Source organism: Burkholderia sp. BCC0506 (genome assembly GCF_902833145.1).
GTDB lineage: Bacteria > Pseudomonadota > Gammaproteobacteria > Burkholderiales > Burkholderiaceae > Burkholderia.
The window spans coordinates 477,790-497,390 of record NZ_CADFEN010000006.1 but is presented as its reverse complement, the minus strand read 5'-3'; the positions used below and the strand labels follow the sequence as shown (position 1 = coordinate 497,390).

Below are 19,601 nucleotides of genomic sequence, written 5' to 3'. Positions count from 1 at the left end.
CAATGAGAACCTTCTGCAAGACGCTGAGCGCAAACGACGTGGGGGCAACTGGAGCGCACCAGGCGGGCATCCTCGTCCCAAAGTCGGAACAAGAACTCCTGGACTTTTTGCCTCAGCTCGATTCGGCTGTCAAAAATCCTGACGCTTGGATCGAATGCGTGGACGAAGCAGGGATGCATCATCGCTTCAGATTTGTGTACTACAACAACCGGCTCCACGACGCCACGGGCACGCGCAACGAGTACCGGATCACTTACATGACAAGGTATTTCAAGGCGGCCGGAGCGAGTGAAGGCGATACGTTTGAGATCTCTCGATCGGATGGGAAGACGCCCTATAAGATCCGCGTTGTGCCCCATGCGCAAGTCGTTCCGGACCAGAACACGCCAGTCGCTAACGGAGGGCTGGCGATAGAAGCGGTGTCTGCAGTTATGCAAGCGTCCGACGAACTTAAGAAGCTGACGAAAAATCCGAACGGGCAAGGCTTTAGGATCAAACTAACGTCGGCGTGGCGACGAGTGCACTAAGGGGGATGCATCGGGGAACGGCAGTGTATGCGCCTGAGGGGGCGCCATGTCTGAATGGCTCATTCGCATCTTGACGACACGCCGCTGGGACATGACAAGCCACGAGAAGAACGAGAGGTAAGGAAGCGATGCATGCAGTAGTATGGGACGAGCCAGCTCATGCTGCTGGACGCACACTTTACCCGGTAGCGGGGTGAGACAACTGTGAGTGAACAAAAGACGGCAAAAGCTAGGCCTCTATCCCCACTTCTAAAGATGGCCGCATCGAGCGGTGTCCACGCAGCCGTTCGCCTTAGGCTGAACCGTGGTGACAATGTTAATGCTACGGACGGAAACGGTCGCACCGCCCTTCACCTCGCCGCCACACGTGGTCATTTGCAGACATGTCGTGTGCTCCTTGATGCAGGCATCGATCTCGCTGCCCGCAACCGAGATGGCGACGATGCTCGCGCACTCGCGCTCGCTGGAGGGCATGTCGACGTTGTTGCGCTGATTGACACCTATCAAAAGACGTCTAACGTACGAGCGACAGCCGCCATGACGCAAACGTCAACTGAACATACTGCCGTTACAGAGGTGCCTAGCGAGCACGGTGTAAGGATCAAACTGAGGTCAGCATGGCGCAGGTATATCGAATGAAATGCGGATTTTTGGGATCGTTTCCCGATCTATCAAGTGAATCGAATCTGTTGCTCGGGAAATCCGACCGAGTCCGTATTGAGATTGATGGGGGACTGACTTGAGCTCTCTCAAGTTTTGTGTCAGGTGCATCGTAATACATACGCGCGAGATGGCGAACCTGACGATAAGCTAAGCAAAATGAAAAAAACACGAGAAGGACGCGAGGCTGAGAAGAAGTGCATTCACCCACGACGGGCGGACTATACCGCCCAGCTGTGCGAGTTGCAGTCGTATCCTGACGTGACAGGTCGAGGCAACGGTGAGTGAACTTCACGCGTCAAAAGTGAGGCCGCTATCCCCACTTCTAAAGATGGCCGCGTCGAGCGGGGTGCATGTTGCAGTTCGCCTCAGGCTGAACCGTGGTGATGACGTTCATGCGACGGATGAGAAAGGCTATAACGCGCTTCACTACGCCGCCGCGCGCGGACATCTGCAGACGTGCCGCGTACTTCTCGATGCTGGTATCGATCCAATAGCTAGGAACGGTGATGGCGCCGACGCCCGTGCGTTGGCGCTTGTTGACGGGCACATCGAGGTAGTAGCCTTGATCGACTCGTACGTGACCGCTGCCGATTGCAGCGATGTTTCGAACGATGCTCCTCTTGCTGGAGCAGCGGAATCCGTTGCGCTTCCCGCGGCGATTATCTCACTACAAGATGAACCTGCCCCGTCCGCTGCTTACGTTCTACAGACAGAACGTCTCGACGACGTTGAGCATGTTGTTTCTGCAGTAGGGCTGAGGCCGCCGGTAACGCAAGCCTGCCTGATAGGAACACCCGAATCAGAGCAGTTGGCCGATGTTAACGACTGGGAGGAAGAAGTGGACCCGGTGCGCCCGAACAACGATACATCGTTCCTTCAGTCCGCGTCCAGAATACAGATCTCAATAAATTGCCATCGGACCGTTGATCGAGACGAGCTTTGGGACGATGTGGACATCGATCTGCCTGAAATACGGCGGCTGCACTGGGGCCCCAACGGCTCTTCTGGCGAACGCCACGCGCGAAGCCGGCAGATCCTCGCTTACGGTTTGCGTCACGGTTTCGTCCCCGAATCGTGGATACGTGAAACAGCTGATGTTGACGGCGAAGCGAGCTCAGGATATTTCGCCAACTTGGCGATCATTGTGGCCGACCTCGGTATTCAGACATCTGAAGGAATATGGGACTGGCAGGAGTTAGCCGACGATATCGAAGACCCTGAACTTGCGGAATCTGCGCAATCCGGCGTAGACGCGCTTCTTTCGCTAAATTCCTCTGATGTCGATCCGCTAAAGCTTTACGAGGATGAATTCAAACGGGTTCCGCTGCTCTCCAAAGAGGAAGAAGTTGAATTTGCCAAGACGATCGAGCACGGGTTTGCAGAGGCCGCCCGCATCGTCGCGCGGTGTCCGGTAGCCCTTGAAATGATTGCGGCGTCACTTGAGGGGGTCATCGCTGGAGCGGCCTCAATAGCCGATGTATTCGCATTAACGCAATCTGACGAAGGTATTGTTTCGGGGGGCGGCGACGAGGCGTTCGAAAGTACTTCGACTGGGCAAACTGATTCCGACGCGGATTCCTTGTTTAGTCAGAACGTTGCCGAATCGGAGGCGCTCGATCTGGCATCACTGGTCGAAAGCCTCCGTGCGGCGAGCTCCTACGCGGGTTGCGACGACGAGCGTGTTGTCGATCTCGAAGCGACCTTGCTCGCCTCCCGGTTGGCTTCAAAGTACCTTGAACATCTGCATACGCGCCTTGCTGAAGCGCCAGAGACTCAGCAGACCTCAATTCGACTAGCATCCTGTCTTGAAATGGCCGAAAGAGCTCGCCACCGGCTCGCAGAGGCTAACCTTCGACTTGTGTTGTCAATTGCCAAGAAGTACCAGAACCGCGGAATGGATCTGCCGGATCTTATTCAGGAGGGGAACATTGGACTGCTGCGGGCCGTCGATAAGTTTGAATGGCGCAGAGGATTCAAATTCTCCACATATGCTACATGGTGGATTCGCCAGGCTGTGAGCAGGGCAGTTGCAGATCAGGCTCGTATTGTCCGGCTTCCCGTGCACGTCGTTGAAACGCTGAACCAGATCCAACGGGGAGAAAGGGAGCTGGAACAGCGGAGCGGGAAAATTCCGTCAGGTGACGAGATTGCATTGCACTTGGGCATGGATCCCGCGATGGTTGCAAAGCGCCTACGAGTCTCCCGGCAAACGGTGTCGTTAGATAGTGACGAGGGCGTCGAGATTGGCCTGAATCTCACTAATGAGGAGCATCAGCCGGATGCCGCCGTTGTTTCCGCACAGTTGCGCCATGCAATTGAGAAGGTCTTCGCCGCACTGACGTCGCGAGAAGCCAAGATTCTCAGGTTGCGTTTCGGTATCGACTGCTCCTCCGAGCATACCCTCGAGCAGCTCGGGCAGATGTTCGATGTCACAAGAGAGCGCATTCGGCAACTCGAATCAAAGGCACTCAGGCGCTTGCGGCACCCAGTGAGATCCGTCGAACTTACCCCTTTCCTTGAAAATATTTCCAAACACCGCGCCCCTGAAACCGACGATGAGGCGTAGAGCGATGCACGTGTTACTCGAGCCGGTGTCGTCATCGAGTCACTGCATGTTCTCAGCTATTCGCCGGTTGCATGACCACGCGTCGATGAAACATGTGCACTGTATAACTTGAATTTATCACGATATGGAACTAGCTGACTTTCTTGCGCAAACGCAAGCGCAGGTCAATACCGAGGTTAATGAGAGACTTGTCGACACGGATGGCGTTCATCCGCGTCCAGAACTAATCTTCGCGGAAATTGTGATGCGTCACATGTCCGAAGTAGGCATGACGTTTGAGCCAGAGGTATGTCATCACTCGTCGGTTCTTGACAAGGCGAGCCTGTCTTTGAGCGGCTTCTCTATTTCCGAAGATTTGGAACAGTTAGATCTTTTTGTCAGCATCTACGACGGAAAGGAAGGAATCTCTTCCATTTCTGATGCGATTACAAAGAACGCCGCGGAAGAGTGTCTGCAATTTTTGACGAAGTGCGTGCAAGGTACGCTGGCGGCGGCGACGGATGACTCATCCGAGGCATATCCCCTGATCCTGACGATTCAGGAAAATTACCCACGGCTAGAGCAGATCAGAATCTATGTGCTGACTGATCGTCGCGCGAAAACTCGGAATTTCAGAGCGCGGGAGGTTAACGGTAAGACGGTAAAGCTTGAGGTGATGGACATTGAGCGGCTCCATCGTCACTGGTCGGAAGGTAAGCCTCGCGATGAACTCGTAATCAACTTCGAGGAGGTATCAGGTTCCGCTCTGCCGTGCGTCTATGTGCCCGGTCAGGCGACCGATTACGACTACGCGCTCACTGTCATTCCTGGGGAGGCGCTACGGTTCATCTATGAAAAATATGGGGCCCGTCTGCTAGAAGCCAATGTCCGTTCCTTCCTGAGCGTCGCGGGCAAGGTTAATCGGGGAGTTCGCGATACTTTGCGTGACAACCCGGAACGGTTCATGGCATACAACAATGGCATTGTGCTTGTCGCAGATGAGGCTCATCTGGGCAAAACGGTTGACGGAGGTCCAGGCCTTTTGTGGCTGAAGGGTATGCAGATAGTCAATGGGGGGCAGACGACCGCCTCCATCTACTTCGCAAAGAGAAAGAACCCAAGCATTGACCTCCGGAACGTTCGCGTACCAGCGAAAGTCATCGTTTTGAGATCCACCGATACAACATCGGAGGAAGCGCTCATCTCTGACATCTCCCGATATGCAAACAGTCAGAACGCAGTGAAACTGTCTGACCTGTCTGCGAACAAGCCGTTTCATGTTGAACTGGAGCGCCTTGCGTCAACGACGTATTGTCCGGACGGGGTGGGTAAATGGTTCTATGAACGGGCGGCAGGCAGCTATAACACGTGGCTTGCGAGAGAGGGGGCGACGGCAGCTCGCCTTCGTCATCTTAAGGAGGCCGTCACACCGCCTTCTCGGAAAATAACAAAAACTGATCTTGCAAAGTTTCTGTATGCGTGGGATTGCAAGCCACACTTTGTAAGTATGGGGGCACAGAAAAATTTCGAGCGTTTCATGGAATCATTGTCGGACGGCGAGACAAACAAACAGATGTCACTTCCGGACGTAGTTGGCTTCAAGCAGATAGTTGCGAAGGCCATCCTTTTCAAGCGGACGAGTTCGATCGTGCGGCCACTGTTTCCGGCGTTCCAAGGAAACGTAACCGCTTACCTCATTTCCATCCTTTCCCTTAGAACCGGCGGGACGATCGATTTCGAGCGCATCTGGCTTAACCAGTCAATATCGCACGCTCTAACACAGCAACTCAAAACATGGGCCTTCGAAGTCAATGAAGTGCTGCATAAGTCGGCATCTGGCCGAATGGTCTCGGAGTGGGCCAAGAAAACTGAATGCTGGGAGACAGTGAAGAGCAGCGCTTTCTCGCCGACCGCCGAGGGTATTCCCGAGGTCAGCTTAAATAAAAGGGCCAATTCATAATGGAGGCGCACATTCGAATAACTGACGATTTCGCGAGAGAACTCGAAGAGAAGCAAGGCATCACGCTCGGTTAGCGACTGGAGCGAAACTGTTCTGCCCGACTTTCGGGAGGGAAAGCGGCCGCGGAAAATTCAGCCGGTAGGTCGCCGTCGAATTTAAGTCGTAAACGTCCTTGACCATGCGCATGTTCATCCGGGGCGCGGGCATGCTGTCTCCGGCCAAAGCCGGCGAGCATAGCCCGCGTAGTTGATGTCATGCGCAACGCCAATCCCGCCTTCTGGTTCGCTCGGTCACGTTCCCGAAACGGCTGGTCACGTTCGTCCGATATACGCACTCGTGTTCGAAAAAATGCTCAGGGCAGTAGGCGTCCGTCTAGGCCTCAATTTGCCGGCGTCACTTCACCATGGACTACGGCGCTATGCGGAAATTCGACGCGAGGCCGACGTCTCACGCATCGTATCAATAGCCATTGAGACAATCGACTCGTGATACCCTCTGGACGAGACTCAGGCAGTCTTTCTTGAGCACCGAGCGGCAACTATACAGAAGTGGAGACTATGTCCCGGATTTCTCGGTCGGCAGCTCCAGCGAAATCGTCAGGCCGGAATCAGAAACTGTCTGCATGGACCCGTCATCAAAGTCCCCGTCGCTCAGAAGGATAAACGCCTGCGCGTCGTCCTCAGCGGAGAAACGCCGAGCTTCTGCGAGTGCTGGCATGATGCTGCTATTGGTGCCCAAAGCGACACGCTCTATGTCGAACGCCCTTCCTAACGCCTCGGTCAGGGAGGCGCAAACATTGGCCTTTCCTCCAAACAAGATACAAGTGTCGGATAGCTCGCCAGCAGTCACTAACTGACGTAATCGGGGCGCGACGGCCAAGACATCATTGACGTAACTTCTCGACAAATCGAGGATTGCTATCGTCCGCGAAGTGAGGCCGTGTGCCTGCTTTAACAGCCTCCGCAACGTATCGAGCCCTGCTCCCCAAGGTGCAACATCTAGAATGACGCGTGGGTCCGAACCGATTTCAGGGCGAGGAAAGTATTCGAGCACGCAGGAGAAGTCGCTGGGTCGAAATTGGTCCATGTATCGTTGTGCCGTGCTTACGTAGCTCGACATCGAATACCCACCTTTTTCAGAGAATTTCGGGTCGACAATCCACATCGGTGATGTCTCAGCTGAACGGTCCCGCCACAGCGAGATATCCGGCATGTCTCCCTTGGTGCGACGACGAAACAATTGGTAAAAGAGAAACATTTTTACGTCGTCTTTTGTGATTTCGGCAACTGGACTCGTGGCTTTAGCGTACTTCAGATTCCATACGAAGTTGGAATCCTCGCCACTTACGACCTCCAACAATTGGACGCCGCAACCACAATCTCTAAGCATCTTCAAGATAACGCACATCACCCACATCTCATAGAGTTGAGGTCGATGACGGAATATATCCAGTCTCAGGAGCTGAGCAAGCTCCTTTGCGGGCGTGCGTTTGTGGAGGAACGAAACAGATTCAATAAAAATCTTAAAGCGTTCGATCGAACGCGAATCGATTTCGGGAGACCATATTTCTCGTGAACTATATGCAGAATCCACTTCCGATTCAAATTTCTGCAGGTCACGTGATAGCCTCTTTGCAAGACTTCGAATTTCCCCCAAAATAGGGAAGTCTGTTGGTTCGTCACTAGCAGCACTGTCTGGAAGTAAATTGTCAGCAAGGTGCAGAATCCGCTCAAACCCGTCGAGCGCCTCGCGAGAGTATTCACAGAAGTCGATACGCTCAAAGACCTCGCCCAGATGCATGTATCGTCGACTAAGCCGTGTCCTCGACCTCTGATGTGGCGCAGCGTTATTTCGAACATCGAGAAGGAATGGTTTCACAAAGGTTCGAAACTCGACCTCCAATTCCTTTCTCACTTGCTCCTTCGGGCGCATGTTTTCGGTCCAGGAGATTGCATACTCTAGTTGCTGCGATTTAACTCTTATGTTGTCTGCAAGACAAATTATAGATGCCGTTGTACGTGCCCTAACGTCATTTTTCCCCAAAAAATCGGCAACCTCAGCCAGCATATTCATCGGACGCGTCAATGCGTCGAACACTGCCATGCAGTATGTTGTCTTCGATACCGATTGAAAAACCGTCTGCGGTTCCTTTTTGAAGGACTCTTTGGATACCGCCTCAACCTTGAGGTCGTCGCATACTCGCGACCATTCGCTGTCAGACAACAGGTCGGCAAGTTTCGCGTAGGATTTGTCTTTCAAAATTCGATTCCGCAGTGTTATGTGTATTTGCCGACGGGCTGCTATACAGTCGCATCCTTCATTTGCTGAGCAGCAAACCAGTTTCGCATGAACTGGGCTGGCGGAGTCTCCAGAACAACTGCGTCGTCGAGAACCACGATGAGTTGACGTTCCGGATACGAAAGCTCGAGTACATCGAATGATTCAGTTTGCGTTGACATCGTGTTTTCTCTATCGATAACTTTTTCGGGCAGCTCCCTACTTCGCCATCTGGCCGAAGGGCGCAGCCGCCTCTCTTGACCGCTGACTGGTCAGGGCAGCACACGAGCCTCAAATGCCTCACTTAGTCCGTCGTCGCCGGATTTTGCGTTTTGGTGACTCACAGCTATCGATAAAAAAGGCCCATAAGTTGAGAAACTTATGGGCCGATTTTTCTCAGGCTATGCGATTACCTACACCATGAGTTAGACGTCAATATTCCCCGCCCGCAACGCATTCGACTCGATAAACGCTCGCCGCGGCTCGACGTCATCCCCCATGAGGGTAGTAAAGATCCCGTCCGCAGCAATCGCGTCTTCGATCTGCACACGCAGCAGACGCCGCACTGCCGGATCCATCGTCGTTTCCCACAGCTGCTCGGGGTTCATCTCCCCCAGCCCCTTATACCGCTGCTTCGAAACGTTCCGCTCAGCATCCGCCAGCAGCCACTTCATCGCGCTCTTGAAGTCCGCCACGGCCATGCTGCGCTCACCGCGCTTGATGACCGCACCTTCCCCAATCAGCCCCTTGAACGTATTCGCGGTGGTCACGAGCTGCTGATAATCCGCCGTATGCTGGAATTCCTGGTCGATGACCGAAACGCGCACGTTGCCGTGATGCGTGCGCTCGACATGCAGCGCCCGCTGTTCGCGAACCGCGTCATACGAAGGCACCACGCGCACTTCGTTCTTCAGCGCTTCATCATGCAACGCAGCGTGCAGCGCCTTAGCCGAAGCCTCGGTCGACTCCTCGCTGGAGAGATCGATCACCACCCCGTCCATAACGGCTTCCAGCGCAGCCGGGTCATACAACCGGCTCAACCGCTCGATCACGCTCTGCGACAGCAGATACGACCTTGCCAGCTCCCCAAGCGCATCACCCGAAATCGCAGCCGCATTCTCACCCGGCACCAACTCCGACCCTTGCAGCGCCAACCGCAGCATGTGCGCGTTGAGCTCCACGTCGTCCTTCAGATACCGCTCGTCCTTGCCCGCCTTGATCTTGTAAAGCGGCGGCTGCGCGATATACACGTACCCGCGCTCGATCATGTCCGGCATCTGGCGATACAGGAACGTGAGCAGCAGCGTCCGGATGTGCGCTCCGTCGACGTCCGCGTCGGTCATGATGATGATGCGGTGATAGCGCAGCTTCTCGAGGTTGTAGTCTTCCTTGCCGATCCCGCACCCAAGCGCGGTCACGAGCGTGACGATCTGCTCCGACGACAGCAGCTTGTCGTAGCGCGCCTTCTCGACGTTCAGCACCTTGCCGCGCAGCGGCAGGATCGCCTGGAACTTGCGATCACGCCCTTGCTTGGCCGACCCACCTGCCGAGTCACCCTCGACGATGTAGATTTCGCACTTCGCCGGGTCTTTCTCCTGGCAGTCCGCGAGCTTGCCCGGCAGGCCGACGCCGTCGAGCACGCCCTTGCGGCGCGTCATCTCGCGGGCCTTCCGAGCAGCATCCCGCGCCCGAGCAGCCTCAACGATCTTCCCGCAGATGATCTTCGCGTCGATCGGCGTCTCCAGCAGGAACTCTTCCAGCGCCTTCGCCACAACTTCCTCAACCGGCGCACGAACCTCGGAAGAAACCAGCTTGTCCTTCGTCTGCGAGCTGAATTTCGGCTCCGGCACCTTCACGGACAGCACGCACGACAACCCTTCGCGCATGTCGTCGCCGGTCGTCTCGACCTTCGCCTTCTTCGCGATTTCGTTGTCGGTGATGTACTTGTTGATGACGCGCGTCATCGCGGCCCGCAGGCCGGTCAGGTGCGTGCCGCCGTCGCGCTGCGGAATGTTGTTCGTGAAGCACAGCACGTTTTCGTTGTAGCTGTCGTTCCACTGCATCGCGACTTCGACGCCCACGCCGTCCTTCTCGCCGTTGGCGAAAAACACCGTCGGGTGCAGCGTGCTCTTGGTCTTGTTGATGAACTCGACGAAGCCCTTCACCCCGCCGGCGAACGCGAAATCGTCTTCCTTGCCCGAGCGCAGGTCGGTGAGGCGAATCCGCACGCCGTTGTTCAGGAACGAAAGCTCGCGCATCCGCTTCGCGAGGATGTCGTAGTGATACTCGACCGTGCCGAAAATGGTCGGGTCGGCCATGAAATGCACTTCGGTGCCGCGGTTCTCGGTGTCGCCGGTCACGAGCATCGGCGACACTTCGACGCCGTCCACCACCTCGATCACGCGATCCTGCGCGACGCCGCGGTGGAACTCCATGAAGCGCTTCTTGCCGTCGCGGCGCACGGTGAGGCGCAGCCAGCTCGACAGCGCGTTCACGCACGACACGCCCACGCCGTGCAGGCCGCCGGACACCTTGTAGCTGTTCTGGTCGAACTTGCCGCCGGCGTGCAGCTCGGTCATCACGATCTCGGCGGCGCTGCGCTTCGGCTCGTGCTTGTCGTTCATCTTCACGTCGGTCGGAATCCCGCGGCCGTTGTCGACCACGGAAATCGAGTTGTCGGCGTGAATCGTCACGTGGATGTCGTTGCAGTACCCGGCCAACGCTTCGTCGATCGAGTTGTCGAGCACCTCGAACACGAGGTGGTGCAGACCGGTGCCGTCCGACGTGTCGCCGATGTACATCCCGGGGCGCTTGCGCACCGCCTCCAGACCTTCGAGGATCTGGATCGACGAGGCGCCGTAGCTGCTGTTATCGGGTTGCGAATTGTGCTGTTCACTCATGGATATCTTCCGGTTCTGCGGGGCCACTCTCGTGGCGGCGCGGTGCGTTTCAGCGAGGGAAATCGCCGGCCGCTCCAGTTTCCTGGCCCGCCCCAGGTGCCGAAAAGGCACTAAAAGGGCGGGTTGTCGGTTCGCCATAAAAACGCCAAAGGGGCTTGCCGCCCCCTGGTGTGTGTCGCGATGTCGAGCGCGTCAGATGCGCATCGGCATCACGACATACTTGAACTCGTCGTTCTCGGGCACGGTGATCAGCGCGCTCGAGCTGGCGTCGCCGAGGCTCACCTGCACGGTGTCGACCTTCAGGTTCGCGAGCACGTCGAGCAGATACGTGACGTTGAAGCCGATGTCGACGGTATCGCCCTGGTAGGCGATTTCGAGTTCTTCCTGCGCCTCTTCCTGATCGGCGTTGGTCGACATGATCTTCAACTGGCCCGGCGCGACGATGCAGCGCACGCCCTTGAACTTGTCCGAGGTCAGGATCGCCGCGCGCTGCAGCGAACGCTGCAGTTCTTCACGGCCGATCTCGAACGTGTTCTTGTGCGCCTTCGGGATCACGCGCTGGAAGTCGGGGAACTTGCCCTCGACGAGTTTCGACACGAGCTCGACCTGGCCGAACGTGAACTTGGCCTGGGTTTGCGCGATGTCGATGGTGACGGTGTCGTCGATGTCCTCGAGCAGGCGCTGCAGCTCGAGAATCGTCTTGCGCGGCACGATGACTTCCTGGCGGCCGAACGTGCCGCCTTCGAGCTTCATCGACGAGAACGCGAGGCGGTGGCCGTCGGTGGCCACGGCCATCAACTGGTCGCCGTCGACGACGAGCAGCATGCCGTTCAGGTAGTAGCGGATGTCCTGCTGCGCCATCGCGAAGTGCACCATGCCGAGCAACTGGCGGAACGACTTCTGCGGGACGGTGAGCGTGGCGCCGAAATCCTTCGCCTGCGCGACGGTCGGGAACTCGTCGGCCGCCAGCGTCTGCAGCGCGAAGCGGCTCTTGCCCGATTGGACGGTGAGGCGCTTGTCGGCGAGCGACAGCGTGACCTGGCCGTCAGGCATCGCGCGCAGGATGTCGAGCAGCTTGCGGGCCGCGACGGTGGTCGCGACCTGGTCGCCGCCGACGCCGAAATCGGCGCGCGTGGTGATCTGCAGCTCCAGGTCGGTCGACAGGAATGAAACGTCCGGGCCGTTCTTGGTGATCAGCAGGTTGGCGAGGATCGGCAACGTATGGCGGCGTTCGACGATGCCGCTGACCGTTTGCAGCGGCCTGAGGAGGGTGTCTCGTTCGGTCTTGACCAGTTGCATAGAGTTCCTTCGTTGAGTAACGGCCTGCAGCGCAGCAGCCACGCAGCGCCCCGCCGGCCGGGCTCTTGGCCCGCCACCACCGGGGCGGTCAAACCAGTATTGTGCCTCAAAACCGAACCGCCCCCCTTAAATTGGGGCGGAGGCCGAATTATCAAGCGCGGTGCGCGCGCTCAGCCCTTCAGCGTCTGTTCCAGCACGTGCAGCTCGTGGTTGAGCTGCGCGTCCTTGCTGCGCTCGTCGGCGATCTTGCGCACCGCGTGCAGCACGGTGGTGTGATCGCGCCCGCCGAACAGCTCGCCGATTTCCGGCAGGCTCTTCTGCGTGAGTTCCTTCGCCAAGTACATCGCAATCTGCCGCGGCCGCGCGATGTTCGCGGGGCGCTTCTTCGAGTACATGTCCGCGACCTTGATGTTGTAGAAATCGGCGACGGTCTTCTGGATGTTCTCGACCGAAATCTGCCGGTTCTGCACGGTCAGCAGGTCCTTCAGCGCTTCCTTGGTCAGCTCGATCGAGATCTCGCGGCCGTGGAACTTCGAATACGCGAGGATCTTGCGCAACGCGCCTTCGAGTTCGCGCACGTTCGAGCGCAGATGCTTCGCGACGAAGAACGCGACGTCTTCCGACAGGTTCACGCCTTCGGACTGCGCCTTGCGCATCAGGATCGCGACGCGCATTTCCAGCTCGGGCGGCTCGATCGCGACGGTCAGGCCCGAGTCGAAGCGCGAGATCAGGCGATCGTCGATGCCCGAGATTTCCTTCGGATACGTGTCGCTGGTGATGATCACCTGCGCCTTGTTCGCGACGAGCGCCTCGAACGCGTAGAAGAATTCCTCTTGCGTGCGCGACTTGCCGGAGAAGAACTGGATATCGTCGATCAGCAGCAGGTCGAGCGAATGGTAGTAGCGCTTGAAGTCGTCGAACGCCTTGCGCTGGTACGCCTTCACCACGTCGGACACGTATTGCTCGGCGTGGATGTAGCGGATGCGCGCGCCGGCCTTGTCGAGCAGCAGCTGGTTGCCGATCGCGTGGATCAGGTGGGTCTTGCCGAGGCCGACGCCGCCATACAGGAACAGCGGGTTGTACGAGATGCCGGGATTGTCCGCGACCTGGATCGCGGCGGCGCGCGCGAGCTGGTTCGCTTTACCGGTCACGAAGTTGTCGAACGTGAGCACCGGGTTCAGCTTCGAGCGTTCGTACATCGAATCGGCTTCGCCGCCGTTGGCGGGCGCGGCGCCCGGGCCCGGACGCCACGTGCGGCGGCCGGCCGCCGCTTCGTGCGCGGGCAGGCTCGGCAGGTCGATGTCGGCGTCGTCGGCGTTCAAATGGTGCGCGGCGGCGGCCGACGGCGTCATCGGCACGTCGGCCGGCGCGGCGGGCGCAGCGGAAGCATTCGCGGTCAGGTTGGCGGCGATCGCGGCGACCGTCGCGACCGGGCCGCTCGGCGCCAGCGGCGCACGCGCGGCGGCCGGTGCGGCGCCCGCGGGCGCGCTGCGCATGCCGGCCTTCGGATCGAGGACGAACTGGACTTCGATCGGCGTGTTCCAGAATTCGCGGGCCAGATCGGCGATCCGGCCCGAAAACTGGCTCTTGACCCAGTCCAGCTTGAAGCGGTTCGGCGCGGCGATGGACAGCGTGTTCGCCGACGCATCGAAGGCCACCGGGGCCAAGGGTTTGATCCACGTCACGTACTGCTGGGGCGTCAGCTCGCGCTCCAGCAGTGCGGAACAGTGTTGCCAGAAATCGTTCATCAAGTAGCTGTCGTTTTTTGCGTGCACAGCGCGGCTCGCCGGCGCCCTTGTCGCGGTTGCGCAACAAGGCCCGAAGCGGTCGTGCGAGCGTGCCTCGGACGCCTGCGTCACAGTCTTGGAGGGGCAGGCGCGAGCCGAAGCGGCGTGCGGGATTCTTGGAGATAAGGCGAGATTCTAACGCCAAACGCGGCCACAGCGGGACTTATCCACAGGCTGTGTTTGTGGGTCGCGGGGCCGGATCGGGGCGGCCCGGCACAGGCGAGCGACTCGTAAAGTATTGACCGTCAAGAGAAAAACGGTTTAAATAGCGGGTTCCGCGAAAACCAATCCTGTATTCCCGGCGATTGCGTTCGCCCGAATGCCTCCGGTTAAGGGCACGCGGTCCCCTGAATTTCGACATTCTCGAACAAGTGAGAACATCATGAAACGTACTTACCAACCGTCCGTGACGCGCCGCAAGCGCACCCATGGCTTCCGTGTCCGCATGAAGACGGCAGGTGGCCGCAAGGTCATCAACGCTCGCCGCGCGAAGGGCCGCAAGCGCCTCGCCATCTAAGGCAGGTTGCGCGCTGTGTCCGCCGTCCGCAGTCCTGCGGAAGGTGCCGTCGAGCCGGGTGCGAATCCGTCGCAGACGAAAGCCGCCTTCCCGAAAGCTGCGCGACTTCTGAAAACGGATGAATTTTCATCCGTTTTTCGTTTGCGCCCCTGGCGGCGCTCCGCGCACTTCGTGATTTACGGCAAGCCGACCGGTCAGCCTGCACGTCTGGGGCTCGTCATCGGCAAGAAGTATGCGCCGCGAGCGGTTACCCGCAACCTCGTGAAGCGGCTGGCGCGCGATCAGTTTCGCCTGCGCCGCGCCGAATTCGCCGGTTACGACCTGCTGCTGCGGCAGCACACGCGCTTCGACAAGAAAGCGCTGCCGAGCGCGGCTTCCGCCCCGCTCGCGGCGATGTGCGCGGCCGAGATCCGCGAGCTGCTCGACAGGGCAGTCCGGGAAATCGCCCGCCGTGCGTCGAAGCCCGCGTCCGAGTGACGCATCCGTGCCCCGCGCGGCGTTCGCGCCCGCCCGGCCGGTTTTGACGCGGCGTCGTACGGCGCCGCCCAAGGTATGAAAACGGTATTGATCGCCTTGCTGCGCTTCTACAAGGTTGCCGTGAGCCCGATGCTCGGCAACCGTTGCCGTTTTTATCCTTCCTGTTCGGATTACGCGCGCGAGGCAATCCAGTATCATGGCGCCGCGCGCGGCACGTATCTCGCCGTCAGGCGCGTGTGCCGATGCCACCCGTTTTCCGCGGGCGGCATCGACCTCGTCCCGCCGCCCAACTCCGACACTCGCGCTCGCGGCGAAGCCGACGCGCGGTCCCATCGACTCTGAGACAACGCATGGATATCAAACGCACCGTCCTATGGGTGATCTTCTTCATGTCAGCTGTCATGCTGTACGACAACTGGCAGCGGGACCATGGACGCCCGTCGATGTTCTTCCCGAGCGCCACGCACACGGCCCCGGCCGCTGCAGGCGGCGCATCGGGCACGGGCGCGACGACGAACGCAGGTGACGTGCCTGCCGCCGCAGCCGGCGCCGCGCCGTCGACGACGGCCCCGGCCGCGCAGGCGCAGCTCGTGAAGTTCTCGACCGACGTGTACGACGGCGAAATCGACACGCGCGGCGGCACGCTCGCGAAGCTGACGCTGAAGAAGCAGGGCGACGGCAAGCAGCCCGACCTGTACATCACGCTGTTCGACCACACGGCCGGCCACACGTATCTCGCACGCACGGGCCTGCTCGGCGGCGATTTCCCGAACCACAACGACGTCTACACGCAGCTGAACCCCGGCTCGACGTCGCTGACGGGCGATCAGAACACGCTGAAGCTGTCGTTCGAATCGCCGGTGAAGGGTGGCGTGAAGGTCGTGAAGACCTACACGTTCACGCGCGGCAGCTACGTGATCGGCGTCGATACCAAGATCGACAACGTCGGCACGGCCCCGGTCACGCCGACGGTCTACATGGAACTCGTTCGCGACAACACGGCCGTCGAAACGCCGATGTTCTCGCACACGTTCCTCGGGCCGGCGGTCTATACGGACGCGAAGCACTTCCAGAAGATCGACTTCAGTGACCTCGACAAGAACAAGGCGAACTTCGAGAAGTCCGCGGACAACGGCTGGGTCGCGATGGTGCAGCACTACTTCGCGTCGGCCTGGATTCCGCAGCAGGGCGCGAAGCGCGACATCTACGCTGAAAAGATCGATCCGGCGCTGTACCGCGTCGGCGTGAAGCAGCCGGTCGCCGCGATCGCGCCGGGCCAGTCGGCCGACGTGCAGGCGCGCCTGTTCGCCGGTCCGGAAGAAGAGCGCATGCTCGAAGGCATCGCGCCGGGCCTGGAACTCGTGAAGGATTACGGCTGGGTGACGATCATCGCGAAGCCGCTGTTCTGGCTGCTTGAGAAGATTCACGGCTATGTCGGCAACTGGGGCTGGGCGATCGTGCTGCTGACGGTGCTGATCAAGGCCGTGTTCTTCCCGCTGTCGGCGGCGAGCTACAAGTCGATGGCGCGCATGAAGGAAATCACGCCGCGCATGCAGGCGCTGCGCGAACGCTTCAAGAGCGATCCGCAGAAGATGAACGCCGCGCTGATGGAGCTGTACAAGACCGAGAAGGTCAATCCGTTCGGCGGCTGCCTGCCGGTCGTGATCCAGATCCCGGTGTTCATCTCGCTGTACTGGGTGCTGCTCGCATCGGTCGAAATGCGTGGCGCGCCGTGGATTCTGTGGATTCACGACCTGTCGCAGCGCGACCCGTTCTTCATCCTGCCGGTGCTGATGGCCGTGTCGATGTTCGTGCAGACGAGCCTGAACCCGACGCCGCCGGACCCGGTCCAGGCGAAGATGATGAAGTTCATGCCGATCGCGTTCTCGGTGATGTTCTTCTTCTTCCCGGCGGGCCTGGTGCTGTACTACGTCGTGAACAACGTGCTGTCGATCGCGCAGCAGTACTACATCACGCGCAAGCTCGGCGGCGTCAAGAAGAAGCCGGCCTGACGTTGGTCGTACTCGCGGGCGGTTAGCCGCTCGCGACGCACGCAAAAAAGCCGCATGGTTCGTGACCATGCGGCTTTTTGTTTCCCGGCGACGACGGGGCGGCGGCGCGTGCGGTTGCTGCCGTTCAGGCCTTCTTCGCTTCGAGTTTCGGATCGCCGTAGAACTGCTCGACCAGTTCCTGCACGAGGTAGCGCTGATGCGGCGACAGCGCCTCGATCTTCGATGCGAGTTCGATCGTCTCGGGCGTCGGCGGATAGCGTTCGTCGCGCGGCAGCGGTTGCGGCGTCGGGTGTTCGACCACGCTCGGGGACGGCCCGTAATGCAGCCAGTGCACTTCGACGCGCAACCATTCGGCGAGCGTTTCGAGTTTGTCCGACGTCGGGATCGTGCGGCCCGTCAACCATTTATGCGCGGTTTGCGGCGAAACGGGGTGCGTTCCGCGGTGGCGCAGATTGAATCGGTTCGCCAGTTCCGTCGCGCCCGTGACCTTCTCCGGGCTGCGCCGCAGGGCGAATTTCAGGCGTTCCGAGAACGCGGCTTTTTCTTCGGGTGTCGGCATGGGGAGATTGTGCAATTCCCTCGCCGCGTCTCAGACAACCATATGAGATAAACGTATCCTGTTCGGACGAATCCCCCCTTGGTCAGGATGGGGAAATGAAATTGAGGGACGTAGTGCCGAGCCCCTCCGGCACGCATACTCGTCCGAAACGGTCGGTCCGTCATGATGCCGGACTGATACTCGGCTTATCCCCGGCGGGATAAATTCGGCCGAGTCCGAACCCGCCGTCGTGGCCGGTCGCGTGTGAGCCGGCACGCTACAATGCCGGCGTTCCGATGCCCGAACTGTTGCGCGGGCGCACCATTGACTCGCTGATTACCCGATTTCTCCGATTCCCATGCTCGCTACCGATTCCGATCCGATCGTCGCCATTGCCACTGCTGCCGGCCGGGGCGGCATCGGGGTCGTCCGCGTGTCGTTCGGGCGCGGCGGCGAGGCGGCCGCGCTGCCGTTGATCGACGCGTTGTGCGGGCAGAAGCTCGCGCCGCGTCATGCGAGCTACGTGCCGTTCCTCGACGAGCATGGCGCGCCGCTCGACCGCGGGATCGCGCTGTATTTTCCGGCGCCGCATTCGTACACGGGCGAACACGTGCTGGAGCTGCAGGGGCATGGCGGGCCGATCGTGATGCAGTTGCTGCTGCAGCGCTGCCTGGACGCGGGGCGCGGCGTCGGGCTGCGACTCGCGGAGCCGGGCGAGTTCACGCGGCGCGCGTTCCTGAACGACAAGCTCGACCTCGCGCAGGCCGAGGCCGTCGCCGACCTGATAGAGGCGAGCACCGAAGCGGCCGCGCGCTCGGCCGGGCGTTCGCTCGACGGCGCGTTCTCGCGGCAGATCCACGCGCTCGTCGAGGACGTGATCACGCTGCGGATGCTGGTCGAGGCGACGCTCGATTTTCCGGAGGAGGAGATCGACTTCCTCGAAGCGGCCGACGCGCGCGGCAAGCTCGCGAAGATCCGCGCGCAGCTCGCGCACGTGCTCGGCGATGCGCGGCAGGGTGCGCTGTTGCGCGAAGGGCTGTCGGTCGTGCTTGCAGGGCAGCCGAACGTCGGCAAGTCGTCGCTGCTGAATGCGCTGGCCGGCGCCGAGCTGGCGATCGTCACGCCGATCGCCGGCACGACGCGCGACAAGGTCGCGCAGACGATCCAGGTCGAGGGGATTCCGCTGCACATCATCGACACGGCCGGGCTGCGCGAGACGGAGGACGAAGTCGAGCGGATCGGCATCGCGCGCACGTGGAGCGAGATCGAGCGCGCGGACGTCGTGCTGCATCTGCTCGATTCGCGCACCGGGATGACGCCCGATGACGGCGTGATCGCGGCGCGGTTTCCGGCCGGCGTGCCGGTCGTGCGCGTGCTGAACAAGACGGATCTGACCGGCGTGCCGGCATGCGTCGAGCATCCCGCGGCGGAAGGCGATCTGACCGAGGTGCATCTGTCGGCGAAGCGCGGCGACGGGATCGACATGCTGCGCGCGGAGCTGCTGCGGATCGCCGGGTGGCAGGCGGGGGCCGAAGGCGTGTATCTGGCGCGCGAGCGGCATCTGATCGCGCTGCGGGCCGCGCAGGAACATCTCGCGCAGGCGGCCGATCATGCGGAACAGCGTGCGCAGTCGCTCGATCTGTTTGCCGAAGAGCTGCGGCTCGCGCAGGAGCAGCTCAATGCGATTACCGGGGAATTCACGTCGGATGATCTGCTGGGGGTGATTTTCAGCAGGTTCTGTATCGGGAAGTGATGCGCGCGCATTCGAAGTTCGACAGTCGATGCGGTGCTGGAGCGGGATGACCGGATCGCCGCTCCGGACTCTTTACCCGTCATCAATCCCAATGACGATGATGGTGGTAATACCCATCTCCGTAATACCCGCCGCCGTCAGGCACCACGATACAGCCGCTCAACAACACGGCGACGCCGGCAATCAACAAAAGGACCTTCTTCATCGCGTTCACCTGCTCGGGTTCAATATGAAACCCAGCATAGCGAGCGGCTCCGGCCCAGGCTGTAAGCGATCGTTTCCCCGCGCCGCAATCCGTAACGGCGGATTATTCCGGTCACAATGACCGTAACAATTCGCCAAACAG

The 19,601-nt window shown here is 59.8% G+C and carries 14 protein-coding genes; 8 read left to right on the top strand and 6 right to left on the bottom strand.

Annotated elements, in window-relative coordinates:
* Window positions 1–2 precede the first annotated feature (2 nt).
* From HWX62_RS17355 to HWX62_RS17340, 3 genes are all read left to right on the top strand, one after another.
* On the top strand, window positions 3–527 hold the full coding sequence (locus HWX62_RS17355; RefSeq protein ID WP_208458651.1) for an EcoRII N-terminal effector-binding domain-containing protein: 525 nt from the start codon (window positions 3–5) through the stop codon (window positions 525–527).
* 940 nt (window positions 528–1,467) lie between these two features.
* Window positions 1,468–3,756, top strand: coding sequence for a sigma-70 family RNA polymerase sigma factor (locus HWX62_RS17345; protein ID WP_175985188.1), 2,289 nt, complete (start codon window positions 1,468–1,470; stop codon window positions 3,754–3,756).
* Window positions 3,757–3,880: 124 nt separating this feature from the next.
* The gene (locus HWX62_RS17340; protein ID WP_175985186.1) at window positions 3,881–5,695 is read left to right on the top strand and encodes an AIPR family protein; all 1,815 of its coding nucleotides are present in this window, start codon (window positions 3,881–3,883) and stop codon (window positions 5,693–5,695) included.
* A 555-nt stretch (window positions 5,696–6,250) separates the two neighbouring features.
* Here the strand turns inward: HWX62_RS17340 and HWX62_RS17335 are convergent.
* From HWX62_RS17335 to dnaA, 4 genes are all read right to left on the bottom strand, one after another.
* Complete coding sequence (locus HWX62_RS17335; RefSeq protein WP_175985184.1) at window positions 6,251–7,954, bottom strand: hypothetical protein; 1,704 nt, start codon at window positions 7,952–7,954, stop codon at window positions 6,251–6,253.
* A gap of 443 nt (window positions 7,955–8,397) precedes the next feature.
* Window positions 8,398–10,872, bottom strand: a complete 2,475-nt coding sequence (gene gyrB / locus HWX62_RS17330; protein ID WP_175932826.1) for a DNA topoisomerase (ATP-hydrolyzing) subunit B — start codon at window positions 10,870–10,872, stop codon at window positions 8,398–8,400.
* 192 nt (window positions 10,873–11,064) lie between these two features.
* On the bottom strand, window positions 11,065–12,171 hold the full coding sequence (gene dnaN / locus HWX62_RS17325; RefSeq protein ID WP_080331645.1) for a DNA polymerase III subunit beta: 1,107 nt from the start codon (window positions 12,169–12,171) through the stop codon (window positions 11,065–11,067).
* Window positions 12,172–12,341: 170 nt separating this feature from the next.
* On the bottom strand, window positions 12,342–13,919 hold the full coding sequence (dnaA, locus tag HWX62_RS17320; RefSeq protein WP_244136051.1) for a chromosomal replication initiator protein DnaA: 1,578 nt from the start codon (window positions 13,917–13,919) through the stop codon (window positions 12,342–12,344).
* 421 nt (window positions 13,920–14,340) lie between these two features.
* Here dnaA and rpmH point away from each other — a divergent pair, with 421 nt between their 5' ends.
* The 4 genes from rpmH to yidC all read left to right on the top strand — a co-directional run bounded on the left by rpmH (window position 14,341) and on the right by yidC (window position 16,964).
* Window positions 14,341–14,475, top strand: coding sequence for a 50S ribosomal protein L34 (rpmH, locus tag HWX62_RS17315; protein WP_004198824.1), 135 nt, complete (start codon window positions 14,341–14,343; stop codon window positions 14,473–14,475).
* Between the two features lie 15 nt (window positions 14,476–14,490).
* The gene (gene rnpA, locus HWX62_RS17310) at window positions 14,491–14,952 is read left to right on the top strand and encodes a ribonuclease P protein component (protein WP_006489941.1); all 462 of its coding nucleotides are present in this window, start codon (window positions 14,491–14,493) and stop codon (window positions 14,950–14,952) included.
* A 75-nt stretch (window positions 14,953–15,027) separates the two neighbouring features.
* Complete coding sequence (gene yidD / locus HWX62_RS17305) at window positions 15,028–15,294, top strand: membrane protein insertion efficiency factor YidD (RefSeq protein WP_006489939.1); 267 nt, start codon at window positions 15,028–15,030, stop codon at window positions 15,292–15,294.
* Between the two features lie 8 nt (window positions 15,295–15,302).
* Window positions 15,303–16,964, top strand: a complete 1,662-nt coding sequence (gene yidC / locus HWX62_RS17300) for a membrane protein insertase YidC (protein WP_175932800.1) — start codon at window positions 15,303–15,305, stop codon at window positions 16,962–16,964.
* 124 nt (window positions 16,965–17,088) lie between these two features.
* Here yidC and HWX62_RS17295 read toward each other — a convergent pair whose 3' ends face one another.
* Window positions 17,089–17,523 (bottom strand): transcriptional regulator, encoded by a 435-nt coding sequence (locus HWX62_RS17295; RefSeq protein ID WP_175932801.1) that lies wholly within the window; start codon window positions 17,521–17,523, stop codon window positions 17,089–17,091.
* A 337-nt stretch (window positions 17,524–17,860) separates the two neighbouring features.
* On the opposite strand from HWX62_RS17295, the gene mnmE reads away from it, so the two are divergent.
* On the top strand, window positions 17,861–19,255 hold the full coding sequence (gene mnmE, locus HWX62_RS17290) for a tRNA uridine-5-carboxymethylaminomethyl(34) synthesis GTPase MnmE (RefSeq protein WP_175932802.1): 1,395 nt from the start codon (window positions 17,861–17,863) through the stop codon (window positions 19,253–19,255).
* Between the two features lie 82 nt (window positions 19,256–19,337).
* On the opposite strand, the gene HWX62_RS33215 is transcribed toward mnmE, so the two are convergent.
* Window positions 19,338–19,460: a hypothetical protein gene (locus HWX62_RS33215; protein ID WP_256218021.1), complete on the bottom strand. Its 123-nt coding sequence runs from the start codon at window positions 19,458–19,460 to the stop codon at window positions 19,338–19,340.
* Window positions 19,461–19,601 lie beyond the last annotated feature (141 nt).

Bases quoted from the DNA above. Each gene is read 5' to 3' on its own strand.
- HWX62_RS17355 (WP_208458651.1), top strand. From the start codon at position 3: ATGAGAACCTTCTGCAAGACGCTGAGCGCAAACGACGTGGGGGCAACT.
- dnaN (WP_080331645.1), bottom strand. From the start codon at position 12,171: ATGCAACTGGTCAAGACCGAACGAGACACCCTCCTCAGGCCGCTGCAA.
- mnmE (WP_175932802.1), top strand. From the start codon at position 17,861: ATGCTCGCTACCGATTCCGATCCGATCGTCGCCATTGCCACTGCTGCC.
- rpmH (WP_004198824.1), top strand. From the start codon at position 14,341: ATGAAACGTACTTACCAACCGTCCGTGACGCGCCGCAAGCGCACCCAT.
- HWX62_RS17340 (WP_175985186.1), top strand. From the start codon at position 3,881: ATGGAACTAGCTGACTTTCTTGCGCAAACGCAAGCGCAGGTCAATACC.
- dnaA (WP_244136051.1), bottom strand. From the start codon at position 13,919: ATGAACGATTTCTGGCAACACTGTTCCGCACTGCTGGAGCGCGAGCTG.
- gyrB (WP_175932826.1), bottom strand. From the start codon at position 10,872: ATGAGTGAACAGCACAATTCGCAACCCGATAACAGCAGCTACGGCGCC.
- yidD (WP_006489939.1), top strand. From the start codon at position 15,028: ATGAAAACGGTATTGATCGCCTTGCTGCGCTTCTACAAGGTTGCCGTG.
- HWX62_RS17295 (WP_175932801.1), bottom strand. From the start codon at position 17,523: ATGCCGACACCCGAAGAAAAAGCCGCGTTCTCGGAACGCCTGAAATTC.
- yidC (WP_175932800.1), top strand. From the start codon at position 15,303: ATGGATATCAAACGCACCGTCCTATGGGTGATCTTCTTCATGTCAGCT.
- HWX62_RS33215 (WP_256218021.1), bottom strand. From the start codon at position 19,460: ATGAAGAAGGTCCTTTTGTTGATTGCCGGCGTCGCCGTGTTGTTGAGC.